Annotated in this window: 18 protein-coding genes; 16 read left to right on the top strand and 2 right to left on the bottom strand. The window is 42.4% G+C overall.

The genetic code is table 11. The annotated features are described in order from the left end of the window. Nucleotides 1-107: 107 nt before the first annotated feature. Nucleotides 108-611 (bottom strand): hypothetical protein, encoded by a 504-nt coding sequence (locus ABDZ91_RS04025; protein WP_343796595.1) that lies wholly within the window; start codon nt 609-611, stop codon nt 108-110. Nucleotides 612-889: 278 nt separating this feature from the next. On the opposite strand from ABDZ91_RS04025, the gene ABDZ91_RS04020 reads away from it, so the two are divergent. From ABDZ91_RS04020 to ABDZ91_RS04005, 4 genes are read left to right on the top strand one after another with little or no spacing between them, the layout of a single operon-like run. Beyond that, nucleotides 890-2,596: a DUF6583 family protein gene (locus tag ABDZ91_RS04020; protein WP_343796593.1), complete on the top strand. Its 1,707-nt coding sequence runs from the start codon at nt 890-892 to the stop codon at nt 2,594-2,596. Between the two features lie 19 nt (nt 2,597-2,615). After that, nucleotides 2,616-3,827: an ABC transporter permease gene (locus tag ABDZ91_RS04015; RefSeq protein ID WP_343796590.1), complete on the top strand. Its 1,212-nt coding sequence runs from the start codon at nt 2,616-2,618 to the stop codon at nt 3,825-3,827. Beyond that, complete coding sequence (locus ABDZ91_RS04010; protein ID WP_343796586.1) at nt 3,824-4,972, top strand: ABC transporter permease; 1,149 nt, start codon at nt 3,824-3,826, stop codon at nt 4,970-4,972. Before ABDZ91_RS04015 ends, ABDZ91_RS04010 begins: the two co-directional genes overlap by 4 nt. Beyond that, nucleotides 4,956-5,732 carry an ABC transporter ATP-binding protein gene (locus ABDZ91_RS04005; RefSeq protein ID WP_343796585.1) on the top strand — a complete coding sequence of 259 codons (777 nt, stop codon included), beginning with the start codon at nt 4,956-4,958 and terminating at the stop codon, nt 5,730-5,732. The genes ABDZ91_RS04010 and ABDZ91_RS04005 overlap by 17 nt, the downstream gene beginning before the upstream one ends. On the opposite strand, the gene ABDZ91_RS04000 is transcribed toward ABDZ91_RS04005, so the two are convergent. Then, nucleotides 5,729-5,896: a hypothetical protein gene (locus tag ABDZ91_RS04000; protein WP_343796583.1), complete on the bottom strand. Its 168-nt coding sequence runs from the start codon at nt 5,894-5,896 to the stop codon at nt 5,729-5,731. The genes ABDZ91_RS04005 and ABDZ91_RS04000 overlap by 4 nt on opposite strands. A gap of 542 nt (nt 5,897-6,438) precedes the next feature. Between ABDZ91_RS04000 and ABDZ91_RS03995 the strand changes: the two genes are divergently transcribed. From ABDZ91_RS03995 to ABDZ91_RS03940, 12 genes are all read left to right on the top strand, one after another. Further along, complete coding sequence (locus tag ABDZ91_RS03995; RefSeq protein ID WP_343796581.1) at nt 6,439-6,816, top strand: NADH-quinone oxidoreductase subunit A; 378 nt, start codon at nt 6,439-6,441, stop codon at nt 6,814-6,816. Next, on the top strand, nt 6,807-7,319 hold the full coding sequence (locus ABDZ91_RS03990; protein WP_343796579.1) for a NuoB/complex I 20 kDa subunit family protein: 513 nt from the start codon (nt 6,807-6,809) through the stop codon (nt 7,317-7,319). Before ABDZ91_RS03995 ends, ABDZ91_RS03990 begins: the two co-directional genes overlap by 10 nt. A 2-nt stretch (nt 7,320-7,321) precedes the next feature. Then, nucleotides 7,322-8,635, top strand: coding sequence for an NADH-quinone oxidoreductase subunit C (locus tag ABDZ91_RS03985; RefSeq protein ID WP_343796577.1), 1,314 nt, complete (start codon nt 7,322-7,324; stop codon nt 8,633-8,635). Between the two features lie 2 nt (nt 8,636-8,637). Beyond that, entirely contained in the window at nt 8,638-9,738 is a 1,101-nt protein-coding gene (locus ABDZ91_RS03980) for an NADH-quinone oxidoreductase subunit D (RefSeq protein ID WP_343796575.1), read from the top strand. Between the two features lie 5 nt (nt 9,739-9,743). Then, nucleotides 9,744-10,736, top strand: coding sequence for an NADH-quinone oxidoreductase subunit NuoH (gene nuoH, locus ABDZ91_RS03975; protein ID WP_425541787.1), 993 nt, complete (start codon nt 9,744-9,746; stop codon nt 10,734-10,736). Nucleotides 10,737-11,157: 421 nt separating this feature from the next. Next, nucleotides 11,158-11,577 carry an NADH-quinone oxidoreductase subunit NuoI gene (gene nuoI / locus ABDZ91_RS03970; RefSeq protein ID WP_343796571.1) on the top strand — a complete coding sequence of 140 codons (420 nt, stop codon included), beginning with the start codon at nt 11,158-11,160 and terminating at the stop codon, nt 11,575-11,577. Next, the gene (locus tag ABDZ91_RS03965) at nt 11,574-12,107 is read left to right on the top strand and encodes an NADH-quinone oxidoreductase subunit J (protein WP_343796569.1); all 534 of its coding nucleotides are present in this window, start codon (nt 11,574-11,576) and stop codon (nt 12,105-12,107) included. The genes nuoI and ABDZ91_RS03965 overlap by 4 nt, the downstream gene beginning before the upstream one ends. Next, on the top strand, nt 12,104-12,418 hold the full coding sequence (nuoK, locus tag ABDZ91_RS03960; protein WP_343796567.1) for an NADH-quinone oxidoreductase subunit NuoK: 315 nt from the start codon (nt 12,104-12,106) through the stop codon (nt 12,416-12,418). The genes ABDZ91_RS03965 and nuoK overlap by 4 nt, the downstream gene beginning before the upstream one ends. A 73-nt stretch (nt 12,419-12,491) precedes the next feature. Further along, complete coding sequence (gene nuoL, locus ABDZ91_RS03955) at nt 12,492-14,360, top strand: NADH-quinone oxidoreductase subunit L (RefSeq protein ID WP_343796564.1); 1,869 nt, start codon at nt 12,492-12,494, stop codon at nt 14,358-14,360. Next, nucleotides 14,357-15,880, top strand: a complete 1,524-nt coding sequence (locus tag ABDZ91_RS03950) for a complex I subunit 4 family protein (protein WP_343796562.1) — start codon at nt 14,357-14,359, stop codon at nt 15,878-15,880. The genes nuoL and ABDZ91_RS03950 overlap by 4 nt, the downstream gene beginning before the upstream one ends. A gap of 6 nt (nt 15,881-15,886) precedes the next feature. Further along, entirely contained in the window at nt 15,887-17,413 is a 1,527-nt protein-coding gene (gene nuoN, locus ABDZ91_RS03945; protein ID WP_343796561.1) for an NADH-quinone oxidoreductase subunit NuoN, read from the top strand. 642 nt (nt 17,414-18,055) lie between these two features. After that, nucleotides 18,056-18,292, top strand: coding sequence for a DUF1146 family protein (locus ABDZ91_RS03940; RefSeq protein ID WP_343796559.1), 237 nt, complete (start codon nt 18,056-18,058; stop codon nt 18,290-18,292). The last annotated feature ends 613 nt before the right edge of the window (nt 18,293-18,905 follow it).

Genomic DNA, 18,905 nt, shown 5'->3' with positions numbered 1-18,905 from the left:
TGTCGAGTTCCGAAAAGGGGATGCCGAGTTCTGAAAAAAGGATGTCGAGTTCTGAAAAAGGGGCACCGAGTTCTGAAAACGGAGTACTTAGGTAGGCTCATGCAAAATTATGTACTAACATTGATGTATTTTTCAGTAGAAGTCGGAACATTTCCGATAGAACCCAGAATTTTTCTGATAGGTGAGTCAAAGTTACCGATAGTAGCCAGAATTTTTCTGATAGGTGAGTCAAAGTTTCTTGATAGAAGCCGGAATTTTTCGATAGGCGAGTCAAAGTTTCCGATAGAAGCCATGACTTTTCCGATAAAGGTGCAAAAGTTTCCGATAGAAGCCAGAACTTTTCCGATAGGAGGCACAAAGTTTCCCATACACGCGCCAAAATTGCCTATCCAGGTACACCATCCACCAAAAATATACTCAAAGTGCCCCATCCTCAGCATTGTTAAACCACCACACCCACCAACCGGCCCTTCCATTAACAAAAACCGGCTACAATTCCCTACAGACCCAATTTCACGCTCATCCCTAACCGCCGATCCACCCAACCCCATAACCGGCTTTCCATAAACACCCCCACCATTTATTCCCACCACAATTCTGGAATGTTCCACCCCACCCGCTAATATAGTGTAAAGAGTAATAGACAGGCCTCCTCTTGTAACATTTTTGTAACAATTATTATCCTCCATATCCAACAACAACCAAGGTAAAATTGACCTATAAATAGAGAAAAAGCCAGTTTGTTAGGCCTTTTAACTTATTTTTCAACAATTTCTTATATAATTTGCTAAATATATGGAAATTTATAAGCAGATAGAGTAGTATAGTCTAGTGCGCAAATATTACAAATGTGTTTCAAAAGTTTTATAGATAAAAAGGAGGAGCTCCTGTGAGTAACGAAAATCAAAACCAGACAAGACAGGAAGTGGCAGCTGGACTAGAAACAGCTCCAAACAGCGGACCCAAACCAGTTTCAAAGAAATGGTTAATCGGTTCCGTAATAGCAGCGGTTGTATTGGTTTCTTCAATTGTAGTTTACGGATTTATGTCAAATAAATCTCCGAAGGAAGCATATTTGCAAGCTGAATATAAATCATTTACGCAAGCGCAAGAAGACTTTAATAGTTTGTATGGCGATGTATTTGAAATGCAAGAACGTATGGAAAATGAGCCATATACGTCTGAAACTGACATTAGTGGAAACTTTGATGTTCAATTAGACACGCCAGATCCAACACTTATGATGGTGCAAGGTCTTCTAGACCAAATCAACATCTCTGTGGATTCGATGTCAGATCTTAACAACAACAAGAACTATGCAAAAATTGGTGTGGAATTACAAGGAAATACGCTAGCTGATGCAGAAGTAGTTCAAGACGGGGACAAATTAGGTCTTCGCGTGCCATTAGCTTACTCTGATTTCCTTTTCATGGATACAACTCAATTCGGTGAATTCATGCGTCGTATGGACCCTTACTACATCGGTCCAGAAACACTAAACTTAGATACTATTAAACTAAGTGATCTTAAACTAACAGATGACGAAAAAGCAGCATTAAAAGAAACGTACGGTAAACTTCTAATCGATAAGTTAGCGGAAGAGAACTTTACTCGTGAAGATGGTCAAAAAGTTAGTGTAAATGGTGTCAATGTAAAAGCAGACAAAATTACACTTACTCTTTCAGAAGAAGAAGTACAAAGTCTTGTAGCAGATTTCCTTAACACAGCTGCGAAGGATGAAAACTTACTAAATATCATTACAAAACGCTATGAGCTAATTGTAGAACAAGCACAATTAGAAAGTGATCCGACGATCTATGTTTTACCTGCAGATGAGTTAAAAGCTGAATTAGTTGCTGGCTTACAAGATGCTGCAAATTCTGTAGATGAAATTCAATTAGAATCTGGTATTCAATCTGCAATCTGGATTGATTCAGACGACACAATCGTACAACGTGAAATTATGTTTGAAGCGTCAGACAGCTACGAAACAGTACAATTCGTACTTTCTACGTACAACGTAACCAATGATGGTAAGCAACAAAAAGAATTTAAGGTAAGTGTTAAAGGAGAAGAAGATACATCTGGTTTCTTCGCCATTACTTCTGAAATCGAAGGTAAAGGTTCTGAGCGTAAACAAAACGTAGACGTCACGGTTAACGCTAAAGAATACGGTGAGGAACTTGTAAATATCGTGTTCTCCATTGATTCAGATTATAAAAAGGTTTCTGGCAGCGAAGTAAATGCTGTTCATAACTTTGACTTAGATCTTGGTAGCAATATCATGGCAGGCATGGATGGTTTCTTCTTAAACGGTACAGTAGAAGAAAACTATGACATTAACCTTTCTGATGATTACGCAAATCAAAACTATGTGTTCACATTTAATGTAGGTGATTCTTACGAAAGCTTCACTGTAACATTAAACGTAGATAACAAAACAGAATTCAAGAAATCAATCGACGTTCCAAATCTAGATGGTGGAGTTAACGTAACAGAGCTATCTGATCAAGAGCTTATGATGTTAGCAGAAGAAATCATGTATAACCTAGAAAGTGCGATGTACGGATTGATGGGACAATTTGGTGGATTCTAATTAAATGTAGGTGTAAACCATGGGGAAAACAGTAGCCCTTTTACTCATACAATTGAAAAGTGTTCTAAAACAATGGAAGCTGCTTTTAGCAAGCTTCCTTGTTCCTATTCTGCTCACTTTTGGTGTGGTCCTCGTTGTGATCAATGTGGTAAAACCAGATGAAGATGCAAATCCGATTCCAGTTGCCATTGTAGATCATGAAAAAAGCATGGAAACAGGCTATATCATTGAACATATGACGAGTGCAGAACACATTCAATCCTTGCTTTCAGTACAAATGATGACAGAAGAAGAGGCATTTCAACTACTGGAGGACAATGAAATAACGGCTATCATGATCATTCCAGAGAAGTTTAGCAAGGATCTTGCTGTTGGAATCAATACACCAGTCAAGGTCGTTGGGAACTCCCAGCGGCCTTTTCAATCTCAACTGGTCCGTTATTTTATGGAAAGTGCATCACAGTTTATCTCAGCAGCACAAAGTGGGGTCAATACAGTAGATGCCTATCTTCGTGAAGCAGATGCACCCAAAGATTTAATCAGACAAGCTTTTACCAGTAGTATTGTAGACTTTACCTTCCATGCTCTCGGAAGAAATGATTTATATGAGCAGGAAAAAGTAGATGAATTACACACGGCCGACCTAAAACAGTATTATGCTGGCTCCGTTTTGATTGCTATCATCATGATATGGGCATTTTCATCCCTTTGGTTAACACGGTCCTCTATTGATGAAACGCTTCTCAAACGTCTCCTGATCTCTGGTGTAACAACTAGCCACCGGTTCAAAGGAAGACTCCTGGCAACCTCATGTATTGTATGGGGGCAAACAGCTTTACTTTACCCTGTATTACATTGGTCTCAACTATTCTCAAATTCTCTCACCATCACATTATTTTTAATGGTCATTGGATTTTTATTTATCACTTTCTTCCTATGTATAGAAGCAGCCATTACCAATGAAAAAGGACTGCTCGTAGGAAGTGCCTTAGCCATGATGCTCTTCCTTTTACTAGGAGGGCATATCTTACCGCCAGTTTACCTACCAGTTTGGCTAGAAACGGCTTCTAGTTTTATCCCAAACTATTGGGCTATGAACGGGTATTCTTTAATCCTCACAGAGTCAGAGGGGCTCACCGAAATCATCGGAATCATTGGGATTTTCATAGTCGGTTTTAGTTTACTCGCGTATGGTTTAGAAAAGCTAAGAATAAGGAGGGTGATGTCATGATTGTCTCTCTTTTTATTCATCAACTAAAGCGGTTCTGTAAAAGTCCAATCAAACTTTTGATTACCTTACTGTTACCGTTCGCACTAACCTGGTTCTTAACAGACTTTTTCCAGGAAACACAGGAGGGTCTAGCCATCCCTGTAGCCATTGTAGATGAGGATCAAACAGAAACATCTACTTTGGTTATCGAACGCCTTCAGAGCTTACCTGAAATACAAGTGTTTGAGTTGGGGCATGAAGAAGCTGAAAGAAAACTCCTGCAAAGAGAAATAGACAGTATTTTTGTCCTGACAGAAGGGTTAAAAGATCAACTAAAAGCTGAAAAACGGGATGGAACGGTTATTGTAAAAAGCTCATCCTCCTCCTTCGGTTATGGAATTGTCCAAGAGCTTTTAGCAAGTGAGCTTACGAGAATTTCAAGTAATATGAAGGCAGCCAATATCGTTGTAAAGTACTATGGATCGTTAAAACCAGAGATGGATGCTAATGAAGTATGGAAAGAAGCTTACCAGCATTCGGATTCCTACTGGGACCCAGAGCCTCTTATGGGGATTGAGTATGAGCTGTACGATGTCAATGGTGGCAACATTGAAAATGACCAGACTGGCTCAACCATCCACTTTTGGTCCATATGGAGCTTTGTAACACTTCTTATGATTGTTACTTCATTTCAATGGTTGCTGGTTGCGAAGGATAGAAGTATACAGTCCCGGATGATGACTACCTCAGGTGGTACGAGATCCTACTTAGTTGGTGTTGGAGGGGCTCACCTGGCGATTCATATGCTACAAGGAGTGATAGCGGTCATCCTTTACGCGTATGTAAATGATACCGACCCAGCTAACTATGGGTGGGTCACCTGGTTCATTTGGATTGCGTTTACCATCGGCTTAACTTTAGCGCTCTTGTTTAAAAATAAGGCAACCTACTATCTGACTGCGTTTAGTATCGGCTGCTTATTATCTGTACTCGGCGGAAGCCTTTTCCCAGTGGCAGAATTGTACCAGCCTTTAGAAAAAGTCGCCATGGTATCACCCGTCACTTCATTTTTACAAGGGACAAAAGAAGCACTGTGGATTTGGACAGCAATAGGTATTGTGATAACCCTAGGGGCAATTAGAAAGAGTGGTGGACGAATTGATTGAGATTCAAGAGGTTCGAAAAAAATACGGGAAGCATGAGTCATTACGAGGGCTAACATTCTCGATTGGAAGAGGAGAAGTGTTTGGGCTTATTGGACCCAATGGGGCAGGTAAATCCACACTTCTATCCATCATGGCTACCATCTTGCAGCCGACATCAGGATCCATTCTGGTCGATGGGAAAAACGTACGAAAACAAGCCAAAGATATTCGAAAACAGCTAGGGTACGTTCCACAGGACTTAGCACTATGGCCAGAACTAACCGTTGCGGAAAACATGAAGTTTTGGAGCAAATTGACCAATCCGAAGGCTAAAAAGAGCTACCTGTTGGCATTGTGTGAGCAGGTCGGCCTAAAAGACAGGTGGCGTCACAAGGTGTCTACACTTTCCGGGGGAATGAAGCGAAAACTAAACATTGCCGTTTCGTTAATTCATGAACCCGATGTCCTCATTATGGATGAGCCTACTGTCGGGATTGACATTCAATCTAAAAGGGAAATCAATCGCTATATCCAAAGCTTAGCCGCACAAGGCAAAACCATCGTCTATACCACTCATGATGCTGGTGAAATCTTGCGCATGTGTAACCGAATCGGAATCCTAAATCAAGGCGAACTGAAATTCATTGGGACGATTGATGAAGCGATGCAAAGAGCCGACCATGCCATGTCACTCGAAGATGTTCTATGTACAATCGGTGAATGGGAATCCAAACCAGTTGGAAAAGGAAAAAGAAAAGAGGAAGCAGCCCACGCTTACTAGGGCCTCGCTTCCTCTTCTTTCATGTTCTGTAAAAGCTCTTTTACTTCCATTTCTCCCTCTTCTTGTTCCACATTTAAACCTAAACGAATGAAATAAATAAATCCACCAATTACTGCAAGAAGTAACAAGAAGCCGCCAATTGTGGCACCCCAAAGTCCAATCATCAGACAAACCTCCTTTTTATACCATATGCAGGAGAGTTCACAAAATTGTCAAAAAATTGATAGATTGGGAGGGTAGTAGTATTTGAAGTCGATTCTATTTCATATGGGAATCGGAGTTTTAAGTTCTTGTGCTATTTTTTTACAAATTTTAGGTAATGCGGAGGGGTATATCTGGTTTCTGTGCCATTTTTGGATATTACTGGAACAAACAGAACAGAAATCTAAGTTTGTGTTCCCTATTTTACAATTGTTGGTAAAAACGGAATAGAAACTCAACTTTTTGTACTGTTTCTGTATATTTTTGGAATATTTGGCACAGAAAACAGAAACTCCAAACCAAAGCTGCTTAGTATACTGACAATCCACATAATTAACATATATCTAGTCCCACCACCCCCAAAAAAAGTGATAGAAACCTGTTCTCTTTCATACAAATGAGAGTAAATATAAATCTACTAGAGTTCTTTGCCAAATTTTTGCTATAATGATAGCATAATTACTAATATTAAAACGATTCAAAAATTTTAAACAATTAGGAAGGGATGATCTTGAGCTTACACGTGTATGAAAATAACTATTTAATCGTTCTTGCCTTTTTGCTGGTGGGGATTTTACTTCCAGTTGTCGCACTCACCTTAGGGAAGCTCCTCAGACCGAACGTACCCAATCCAGCAAAGTATACAACTTATGAAAGCGGGATTGATCCGTTTCATGATTCAAGAGTTCAATTTAACGTTCGCTACTACATCTTTGCCCTCATGTTTGTCATATTTGACGTTGAAACCGTGTTTTTATATCCATGGGCGGTGGCCTATGAAGAGCTCGGAATTTTTGCCCTCATAGAAATGCTTATCTTTGTTGTCATGTTACTTATCGGATTGATCTATGCTTGGAAAAAGAAGGTGTTGAAATGGATGTAAAATTAGACGCATTCTCACCGCTCGATGAAGAAGAAATCAAGCGGAATGTATTTTTTTCTACACTAGAACAAATTAAAGGCTGGGCAAGAAGCAATTCGTTATGGCCAATGACTTTCGGTTTGGCTTGCTGCGCCATTGAAATGATGGGAGTCGGTGGTGCTCACTACGACTTGGACCGCTTTGGTTCCTTTTTTAGAACGTCACCACGTCAATCAGATGTCATGATTGTTTCTGGGACGGTGACGAAAAAAATGGCTCCGGTTGTAAAAAGATTATATGACCAGATGCCAGAACCAAAATGGGTGATTGCGATGGGATCGTGTGCCACAGCAGGTGGACCTTACGTCAAATCGTACTCCGTCGTGAAGGGAGTGGACCAGGTCGTACCTGTTGATATATACATACCAGGTTGTCCACCCAACCCGGCTGCATTAATTTATGGAATTAACAAACTCAAAGAAAAAATAAGATACGAGGCTAAAACCGGGAAGAAGGTGAGGTAATCGTGTCAGAGGAAAATAAAAGTTTAGAAGAATTAAAGAGAGAAGCAGTGGAAAAAGCCAAAGCCGCTGCGAAAAAGAAGAGAGAAGAGAAAAAAGCGCTGGAAGCCCAAGCTAACGCTGAAAGCGCTGACAATAATAAGGTAGAAACTGATTCGGAAAAAGAAGAGCAAAAAGTAGAGGTAGCTGAAGCGGAGGCTTCCAGTACCACTGAAAAAGCTGATACCAACATGGAAAATCAGTCTGAAGAGAGCAATGCAAGCGAAACGGATGTAGAAGTGGAAACTAGTGAGCCTGCAACAGAAACCGACCCTTCTTCAGAAGAATCCAAGACGGAGGAAGCAGAGGCTGCGTCTCCTGAGGAACCTGCGGAAAAAAATCTAGAAGACGCGAAGGCCAAGGCTGCCGCTGCTGCCAAAGCCAAAGCTGCCGCCGCTGCAAAAGCGAAAGCAGCAGCTCTTGCCAAAAAGAAGCGGGAAGAAGCAGGAGAAGGTAGCTCGGATGACGATGCGAAGGCCAAAGCCGCAGCAGCTGCGAAAGCAAAAGCCGCTGCTCTTGCCAGAAAGAAGCAGAAGGAAGCAGAAGAGGGTAGCTCAGATGACGACGCCAAGGCCAAAGCGATAGCTGCAGCGAAAGCAAAAGCGGCAGCAGCTGCGAAAGCGAAGGCAGCCGCCAAAGCCAAGCAAGACGGAGGCGAGTCTGGAAGCTCAACGGATGATGAAAAAGCCAAAGCCATCGCAGCCGCCAAAGCTAAGGCGAAAGCAAAAGCCGCAGCTGCTGCAAAAGCGAGAGCCAATACAACCGACACCCCAGAAGAGGATGAGACCCCAAAAGAACCATCACCGCAGCAAAAGTTCCTAGATAAATATGTAGCCATCATTGAAAAAGAGCTGGGTCCAAATCAGCTAGAAGAATCGTATATAAATGAACTTTCGAAAGATGTTCCAACATTGGTCGCAACCAAGGAAAGCTACTTTAAAATCGCTCAATGTCTAAAAACACATCCAGACCTACACTTTGAGTTTCTTTCTGACCTTCATGGAACAGACTTTGAATCACATATGGAAGTCTATTCGCATCTGTATTCTTTTACAAATAAGCAATCAGTAGCGTTAAAGGTAAAAGTGGATCGGGAGCAACCAGAAGTTGAGTCGATTACACCGCTTTGGGCGGGGGCCAATTGGCCAGAGTGTGAGACCTATGATTTACTGGGAATCCGTTTCAACGGGCACCCGAAATTGCACAGAATTTTTCTTGGAGAGGACTGGGTAGGATACCCCCTCCGCAAGGATTATGAGCCGTATGACGTGGAGGTGTAGGGATGTTACGAACAGAAGAAATGCTATTAAACGTAGGTCCCCAGCATCCTAGTACCCACGGTGTATTTCGTCTTGTTATCAAGATTGATGGAGAAATCATCAAAGAGGCCAAGCCAGTCATTGGCTATTTACATCGTGGAACAGAAAAACTAGCGGAAGACCTACAATATACACAAATCATTCCATACACGGATCGCATGGATTATCTTTCGGCTATGACAAACAACTACATCCTTTGTCACGCTGTTGAGACAATGGCAGGGTATGAAATTCCGGACCGTGCCGAGTACCTGAGGGTATTGGCGATGGAGTTAGGAAGAGTAGCCAGTCACTTGGTTTGGTGGGGTACATACTTACTGGACATTGGAGCGGTTAGTCCATTTCTATATGCGTTCCGTGAAAGAGAAATGATTATCAATCTACTGAATGAGCTCTCTGGTGGTCGTCTCACCTTCAACTACATGCGGGTTGGAGGCGTGAAGTGGGATGCTCCAGAAGGCTGGTTAGAGAAAGTAAAAGAATTTGTACCATATATGAGAGAGCAACTCGACGGTTACCACAAGCTCGTGACTGGTAATGAAATTTTTAAAAGCCGAGTTATGGGTGTTGGAAAGTATACGAAGGAAGACGCTCTCAACTATAGCTTGAGCGGGGCAAACCTTCGCTGTACAGGAGTAAAATGGGATCTTCGTAAAGACGAACCCTACTCCATTTATGATCGTTTCGATTTCGATGTGCCGACCCAAGAAGGCGGAGATGCTTGGGCGCGCTATCAATGTCGCCTAGCTGAAATCGAAGAGTCACTTAAAATTATTGAACAGGCGTGCGAACAGTTTCCAAAGGACGGGGAGATTATGGGTAAGGTGCCAAGAATGATTAAGGCACCAAAAGGAGAAGCCTTTGTCAGAATCGAATCGCCTCGAGGAGAAATAGGTTGCTATATTGCTAGCGACGGGAAAAAAGAGCCGTATCGATTAAAATTCCGTAGGCCTTCCTTCTACAACCTACAAATTTTACCGAAGCTGTTGGAAGGCGAAAATATGGCCAACTTAATTGCCATACTCGGAGCCATTGACATTGTGCTTGGGGAGGTGGACGGCTAATGAACATGTGGTTTCAAAATGCACCAGCGTTCACAAACTTCCTTTTATATGTTGTATTTGCTGCTCTATTGCTATTTGCCGTTCTAGGATTTGTAACGTATGCCATTTTGGCAGAACGAAAAGTAATGGCCTTTATGCAGCTTCGGCATGGACCGAGTCACGTCGGGGGAAAATGGGGGTTACTCCAAACGGTTGCCGATGTTCTGAAACTACTAATCAAGGAAGATACGATTCCAAAGGTGGCAGACCGCCCCTTGTTTATTTTAGCTCCGGTCATTGCCTTTGCACCGTCGTTCCTGGTGCTAGCCGTTATTCCATTTACGGATAACTTTCAATTTGCTGATATAGGAGTCGCCTTACTTTATTACATTGGAGTCTCAGGTTTATCGACAATCGGGATTATCGCAGCAGGTTGGGCGTCCAACAATAAGTACTCCCTCATTGGGGGAATGCGTGCTGCAGCTCAGATGATTTCCTACGAGATTCCACTTGTTATGTCGTTAGTAGGTGTCATTTTACTGGCAGGTTCTCTAAACTTGAATGACATCGTGGCAGCTCAAGAAAATATGTGGTTTATTGTGTATCAACCGGTTGCTTTCTTAGTCTTTCTGATTGCAGCGGTCGCAGAGTTAAACCGTACACCATTTGACCTTCCGGAAGCAGAATCAGAGCTTGTAGCGGGATATCATGTAGAATTCTCAGGTTTCCGTTGGGCGTTCTTCATGCTATCGGAATACGTATACCTATTCGCAATGGCTGCCATCACAACAGTTTTATTCCTAGGTGGCTGGTTACCACTACCATTCTTAGGATTCATTCCAGGAGCCGTTTGGTTCAGTATCAAGTTCATGATGGTTGTGTTTCTACTACTGTGGATTCGCTTTACATTCCCAAGAATCCGCGCCGATCAATTGATGGAATTTGGATGGAAGGTGCTGCTTCCAGTGGCACTCGCCAATATATTTGTAACTGCGTTGGTGAAGGGGCTGTTGGGGTAGTGGGTGCGTGATTCTCGAACCATAACGTCCCATAAAGTGGGGGAAGTGTCCCGTAGAAAGTGGAAAGTGTCCCATAAAGCGGGGGAAGTGTCCCATAACCCGTGAGTAAGTGTCCCATAGAACCCGAGCGACGGCACATAGAACCCAAACGAAGGCGCATAGAACCCGAAGGACAGCACATAGAACCCGAGCGTCGGCACATAGAACCCGTGCGGCGGCACATAAAACCCGTGCGGCGGCACATAGAACCCGAACGACGGCACATAGAACCCGGGCGGCGGCACATAAAACCCGAGCGACGGCACATAGAACCCGATCAACGGCACATAGAACCCGAGCGACGGCCCATAAAGCCCGACCAACGGCACATAGCCCCAATGCAACAGCACATACCACCCCGACGAAAGGAAGGAGTGACAGCATGTTAGGTTTAGCCAAAGGACTATCATACACGCTCAAGAACTTAACGAAGAAAAAGGTAACGTATGATTATCCGAATGAATCCATTCAGATGCCAGACCGGTTTCGTGGCATTCAGAAGTTTTACCCGGAAAAATGTATTGTCTGTAATCAGTGCGTAAATATTTGTCCGACGGATTGTATCTCCTTAACAGAGAAGAAACATCCGGATCCTGATAAAAGAGGAAAAATCATAGAAACGTATGATATTAACTTTGAGATTTGTATTTTATGTGATCTCTGCACAGAGGTTTGTCCGACAGAGGCCATTGTTATGACCAATAACTTTGAACTGGCCGAGTATAGCAGGGATGAGCTTTTTAAAGATTTGGAATGGCTCAATGAAAATGATGAGAACATTCGGGAGGAGAATAAAGTATGACTTTCACTTTTTCGGGTGAGCTCCTCATTTTTATGATATTAGGTATCTCTAGTTTAATCGGGGGGATTCTTCTCCTTCAGCTGAAAAAAGTTGTGCACATGGTTATGGCACTTGTTCTGACCTTTGTCAGTTTAGCCGGGATCTATGTAACACTTTCCGCTGAATTCGTGGCGGTTGTTCAAATCCTTATTTATTCAGGAGCCATTACGATTATTATGCTGTTTGGAATTATGCTGACTCGACACCAGGATGAAGATCAGGAGAAAGAAGCAGGAAAATGGCCAACGTTTTTACTGTTTCTTGGAATCTTTGGATTTGCGGTGGTCATGTACTATGGCATTTTCCACCTTGATATCCCAGAGCAAGCGAGCAATTTGCATGTAGATAACACAAAACAAATCGGAGTCTCCTTATTTTCTAAGTATGTGATTCCATTTGAATTAACATCTGTTCTCTTACTTGCTGCATTAGTTGGAGCGATTGTTTTAGCAAAAAAAGATGACGAAAAAGAGGGGGATTCATCCTCATGACGTCTGTACCAATTTCAGCCTATTTGACCTTATCACTCATGCTTTTTTGTATCGGACTATTTGGAGCCTTAACCAAGAAAAATACAGTCATTGTACTAATCTGTATCGAGCTCATGCTGAATGCAGTTAACTTAAATCTAATTGCCTTTAGTAAGCTTGGCGTGATACCAAGTCTGACAGGGCAAGTGTTTTCACTGTTTACGATTACGATTGCAGCTGCAGAAGCGGCTGTAGGGCTAGCTATTCTAATGGCTCTATATCGGAACCGAAAATCAGTACATGTTGATGATTACCAGAGTTTAAAACACTAGGACATTGAACACTAATCTTTTCCTTTTATACGGCGTAAATGCTGTATAAAGGGATGGGAGGAACGTGATAAACATGATGGAACAAGCGTGGCTCATCCCGCTGCTTCCCCTCGTCGCATCGATCTTACTTCTCATGTTTGGGAAAAAGCTTGGTGAAGCAAGTGCCCATATTGGGATTTTAGGTGTCTTCCTTTCATTCCTTGTTTCAATACTCGTGCTAGTGGATCGGTTTACTTCATCCACCTTTAGCGTCGAGTGGGAATGGTTCACACTTGGGGAGATTATCGTCACAGCGGGAATCGAAATAACAGCGATTAACAGTTTAATGCTGTTTGTCGTATCAATCGTTAGCCTCATTGTACATATTTACTCAAAAGGATATATGCATGGCGAGGAACGGTTTTCCACCTTTTATGCCTATTTAAGCTTCTTCACATTTGCCATGCTAGCACTCGTGATGTCGCCAAATCTCCTGCAAGTGTATTTCTTCTGGGAGCTTGTAGGTTTAGGATCCTTTTTACTTATCGGCTTTTATTATTTCAAAAGAGAAGCCAAGCAAGCGGCAAAAAAAGCTTTTATCATGACGCGGATTGGGGATGTTGGATTTCTAGCGGGAATCATCATTCTGTATATCCACGTGGGAAGCTTTAGAATCCAAGATATCTATCAAGCGGTGGATCAAGGCTTAATCGAAAGTGGATTTGCCACATTGGCGGCTCTTCTTATTTTTATCGGAGCAGTTGGGAAATCAGGTCAATTTCCTTTACACACCTGGTTACCTGATGCCATGGAAGGTCCAACGCCAGTTTCAGCACTCATCCACGCAGCCACAATGGTTGCAGCAGGTGTCTATCTAGTTGCTGTGTTGTACCCACTTTTCAGTTTGAGTCAGGAAGCTATGTTTATGGTTGCCCTTATTGGAGGCTTCACGGCCATCTTTGCAGCGACCATTGCTTTGACCCAAACTGATATAAAACGAATACTGGCATACTCAACCGTCAGTCAGCTTGGATACATGATGTTGGCGTTAGGCTCTGCAGGCTATGTAGCTGCCGTATTTCATTTAACGACACACGCTTTCTTTAAAGCATTGTTGTTCCTTGCAGCCGGAAGTGTCATTCATGCTGTGGGTACGCAGGATATCCGAGAGATGGGTGGATTATCGAAAAAATTGAAAAAAACAGCACCACTCTTTTTAATCGGTACTTTAGCCATTAGTGGTGTTCCGTTACTCTCAGGATTCTTTAGTAAAGATGAAATTTTAATGTCTGCTTGGAGCGGGGAAACTATGATTCTATTTATTCTTGCTCTCATCACGACATTTTTAACAGCCTTTTATATGTTCCGCTTGTACTTTTCCGTATTTAGTGGAGAAGCGAATGGGAAGCAGAAAAAGGTTCATGAATCACCGAATATCATGGTTGCCCCGATGGCTGTTTTAGCCTTCTTCGCGATTTTTATTGGTTACATCCAAACACCATGGTTCGGTCATTTCTTAGGAGACTGGTTGACAGAAGGAACCACCTTGCTTGGACACTCCCACGTTGAAGGTCCAGTTTGGGTCATGCTTGCATCGATTTTATTGTCCCTTTCAGGAATTGGACTGGCGTATTTGATGTATTCGAAAGGATCCATTCCAAAGGACGTTGTTTCTGGTGGGGCACCGATTACCACCAACATCCTTCGAAACAAATACTATGTAGATGAATTGTACAACGGAACGATTGTACGAGGAGTTGGAATGATCAGCTTGTTCCTACGATTTATTGACCGCTACCTCGTTTCAGGAATTGTTCGAGGCGTAACTGGCTTTGTTGTGTACCTAGGGAAAGAAGGATCCAGATTCCAAACGGGCCAAGTGCAATGGTACGGAACAGTTGCTGTAGTAGGGTTAGCTCTATTCTTAGTCATTTACATGCTGTCAGGAGGGGTGCTTAAATGAGTTTACCATTCTTATCAACGATAATTTTTGCACCTCTTTTAGGCGTACTCGTTTTGTTTTTCATCCCAAAAGAAAAGGCTGGCTTAATCAAGTGGATCGGAATCTTAGCTACTTTGCCGTCCTTGGTTTTAGCCGTCTCAGCATATGTACTGTCACAAAGAGGTGCTGATGTTTCCAAATGGTACGAACATGTAACCTGGTTCCAACTAAATGGAGGCAAACAGCAGGATCTAGGACAGTATTTGTACGCAGTTGCTTACGAGGTAGGAGTCGATGGTTTTGCCTTATTGTTGATGGTCTTAACAGCTTTCGTTTCGACGATGGCCGCTATTGCTTCTTTAAAAATTGAGAAGGAATGGAAGGGGTATTTTCAACTTTTCTTACTGCTTGAATTAGGAATGCTAGGCGTTTTTGCAGCAGAAAATATGATTCTATTTTTCCTTTTCTTTGAAGTGACCTTAATTTCCACCTTCTTTTTAATTGGAAAGTGGGGGTACTTGCTAAAAGAACGAGCCGCTTATAGCTTCCTTTTATACAACGGATTAGGCTCAGCAATTCTTCTCATTGTCATTATGATCCTGTTTGCGAGAGCGGGAACGGTGAACTTTGATCTACTGGGTGCCGTCATTCAAGACGAATCTACCTTCCATTTAGCGCGAATGACACCAGAACTCAGAACAGGACTGTTAATTGGAATTATCATTGCTTTTGGTATAAAGTTACCGATTTTTCCATTCCATACATGGATGGTCCATGTCCATGCTCAAGCACCACCGCCAATCGTCATGTTACACTCTGGTATTTTATTAAAAATTGGAGCATACGGTTTAATCCGATTCGGCTTAGAGATATTTCCAAGGGAGTTCGCAGGAATTGGCAACATCCTCATTATCTTAGGGGTGATCAACCTGCTATACGGAGCCTTTTTAGCTCTGATTCAGGATGATCTTAAAAAAGTTTTGGCATACTCCTCCGTTTCTCACATGGGAATTGTGTTAGTCGGTTTGGGCGCGTTGAATATGGAAGGGATTCAAGGAGCCATGTTCCAGGTCATCTCGCATGGGCTGATTTCGGCACTTTTCTTCTTCCTAGTCGGTGTGTTATATGCGAGAGCGGGCACGACAAAAATTTCCGAGCTTGGAGGATTAGTTAAATCAGTACCGATCTTGGCTGGTCTGATCTTAACCGCTGGCCTTGCTTCACTAGGAATTCCAGGTATGTCAGGTTTTATAAGTGAATTTACCGCCTTTGTTGGCTTATTTAAATCATGGCCAGTTGCAGGATATATCGCATTATTGGGCTTAATTTTAACAGCAGTTTATGTATTACGAGCTTGTTTAGGAATTACTTACGGGGAATTCAAACAACGAAAGCAGGAATGGAAAGATATCCAGTCTTTCGAATGGCTCCCATCAAGCTTACTAGTCGCCAGCATTATTGCGATTGGTGTGTTCCCTGCGATACTAACAGAACCACTCTTTACATCGCTGCAAACCATCATCGAAGGGTTAGGGGGGTGAGCCTGAGTGGACATCGAAACATTGAAATCGTTTGAATGGGGCATGATGGCTCCGGAATTCATTATCTTTGGTGCAGCAGCCTTGCTAAGCTTGTTAGACCTTTTTCTTCCTAAAAAAACGAACCGTAATATAATCGGTGGACTATCCGTAGTGGCAGTAATGCTTGCATTTGTAGCCCTACTGCAAACATTCGGCGGAGAACCAACGTCCATTCTTTACGATACGTTTTATTTAGATGGGTTTGCGAAAGCATTCAAGCTACTGCTTCTCATCGGAACAGCCTTTGTCCTTCTTTTAGCATTGGGATCGAAAAAGGAAGACGGGCTGGAAACATACGGTGGAGAGTTCTACTACCTAATGTTAACAGCGCTGCTAGGGGCTATGTTCCTCACATCTAGTGCGGATTTAATTACATTGTTTGTGGGACTTGAGTTGTTGTCGATTGCTTCGTATATATTAGTTGGCATGAAAAAGAGAAACAAACGCTCGAATGAATCCGCGATGAAATACGTGATTAACGGTGGAATTGCATCCGCTATTTTACTATTTGGATTAAGCTATGTGTATGGATTAAGTGGCACAACGAACTTAAGGGAAATGGGGCAGACATTACCGTACATGGCAGATACCAGTTATGTGTATCTCCTAGGGATTGCATTTCTAATGGTGCTAGTGGGTGTCGCCTTTAAAATTGCATCGATTCCGTTTCACATGTGGGCACCGGATGTATATGAAGGTGCACCAACGCCGGTTGCTGCCTTCCTGAGCGTTGTTTCGAAGACAGCCGGATTTGTCTTATTGATTCGTCTAGCCCTATCTATTTTTACGGCAGCGCGAAGTTCGGGTGAAACCGGCGTGGTGTTATTGGATGGTCAAACCTATATCGGCGTGATTGCAGCCATCACCATGATTGTAGGGAACCTCATCGCCATACGTCAACGAAGTGTGAAGCGGATGCTTGCTTACTCAAGTATTGGCCATGCCGGTTACATACTGGTGGCCTTTACCAGCTTGTCCCAGTTCATGTTTGAAGCTATCTGGTTTTACCTGTTCGCCTATATCTTTATGACCATTGGAGCCTTTGCTGTTTTACAAATGGTATCGGAAACGAGTCAATCTGAAGATATTAGCTCGTTTGCGGGTCTTTATAAAAAAGCACCAGCACTAGCGGTGGCCATGGGGATATTCTTGCTATCGTTAGCTGGAATACCGGGTACAGCCGGATTTATCGGGAAGCTCCACATTTTAGCAAGTGCTTTTGTAACGGCACCTGGGCACATCATTTTAGGTAGTATTATGATCATCACCACCGTGATTTCGTACGTGTACTATTTTGGGATCATGATCCAAATGTTCTTTAGACCTGCAGGTGGTGGAGCGGCGAATGCTGGGGTGGGCATCAACATCCCAGTGGGGCCAGCAGTTGTCGTCATTGTATGTGCAGTGGCTACTGTGTTTTACGGCGTGGTGCCAGGTACCGCGATGGAGTTCTTCCAATTCAATTTTGATGGATTTACGGATTTTTTACAGTAAGGTGAATGAGCGAAGAAGCTGTGGCCGAGGAGGCTGCGGCTTTTTTGTTTTGTTGGTGGGATTTGGTGGGGGGTTCTGGATAATGAGGGTGGAGTTCTGGATTGAGGGGTGTGAGTTCTGAATTGAGGGGCCTTGAGTTCTGAATTGAGGGGCCTGAGTTCTGAATTGAGGGATGTGAGTTCTGAATTGAGGGGTGTGAGTTCTGTATTGAAGGGTGTGAGTTCTGAATTGAGGGGTGTGAGTTCTGAATTATGGGGTCTGAGTTCTGAATTATAGGGTGTGAGTTCTGGATTGCGGCTACTGAGTTCCGAATTCCGGTATGTCTGATGATAGAAGAACGGAATTTTCCGATAGGAGTGGCAAGTTTTCCGATAGAAGCTTGAAGTTTTCTGATAGACGAGCTGAAATTTCCGATAGAAGCCCGATGTTTTCCGATAGACGAGCTGAAATTTCCGATAGCCCCCACAAGTTTTCCGATAGACCGCTAACTTTTCCGATAGAGCCACCTAAACTTTCGATAGGCACACATAATACGCACTTTCGCCCCCCAAAACCGGCCCTTCCATTAACAAAAAACACCACAAACCAGTTTTAGCTCACCTTACCCCTATGCTATCATGATTTAAAAGGGAGGAGATTTGCATGTTATTCAGCTTTGGACAACAAGCCTTAGTTAGTTTGATCTCGCATATACTATTCATTGGAATTACTTGGTGGGCACTACAGGCCTTACATTTTGATAAATTACTTCGCGCGAATCGAGTGGTGCAAGCGCGACTACTCTATATATTATTAACTATTACCATTGGTTCAAATGTCAGCAATTTTTTCCTGGATTACCTACTTTGGTCCCAACAACTTCCTGGGTTGCTACCGTAAACTAATCATTAAGAAACCGTTAAATTTAATCATTTGTTTAAGAAATTAGGACTTCTTTCTCTACTAAATTGTGAAAAAATTCATTAAAATAAAGTTACAGACATTTTACCTATATTACAATTAGAAATTCTTCACAGATCAGTCAATAAAAATGTCTTGTAATTAATGGAAGAAGGCCTTATTTCTTTTAACAGAATCCTCGAGACATAAAATATGAAATAGCCCACTTTCAAACAAACCTTTCCCAAACTTGTAACAAGACAAATCTTCCATTCGTCTATACTGTTTGAAAAGATATATAGTAGACAATGTTGCTGAAAAATACCAGGTATGTCCCTTTTTAACCAGGTAAAAATGTTAGTAAAGGGAAGGAGTTTTGACAAGAAATCCTGGTGAGTCACAGTGGAAATTTGTTTCGTAATTTGTTTTATTGGGAATAGAACCTCAAGCGGCAAATGACGAACACAACCTTGAAGAGCTTCAAAACTTCAAACCATTAGCTAGTATTAATTGGTCCTAAGCGTTCAAGTGGACAGACTTGTTAGCATACACAAATCAGTATGAGCTAATTTTTAGGGAGTATTCCATAAAATTAAAACAGCCTCTAAAAAAA

This window comes from Bacillus carboniphilus (assembly GCF_039522365.1).
In the GTDB taxonomy this organism is placed as follows: Bacteria; Bacillota; Bacilli; order Bacillales; family JC228; genus Bacillus_BF; species Bacillus_BF carboniphilus.
This window is presented reverse-complemented; position numbering and strand designations above follow the sequence as displayed.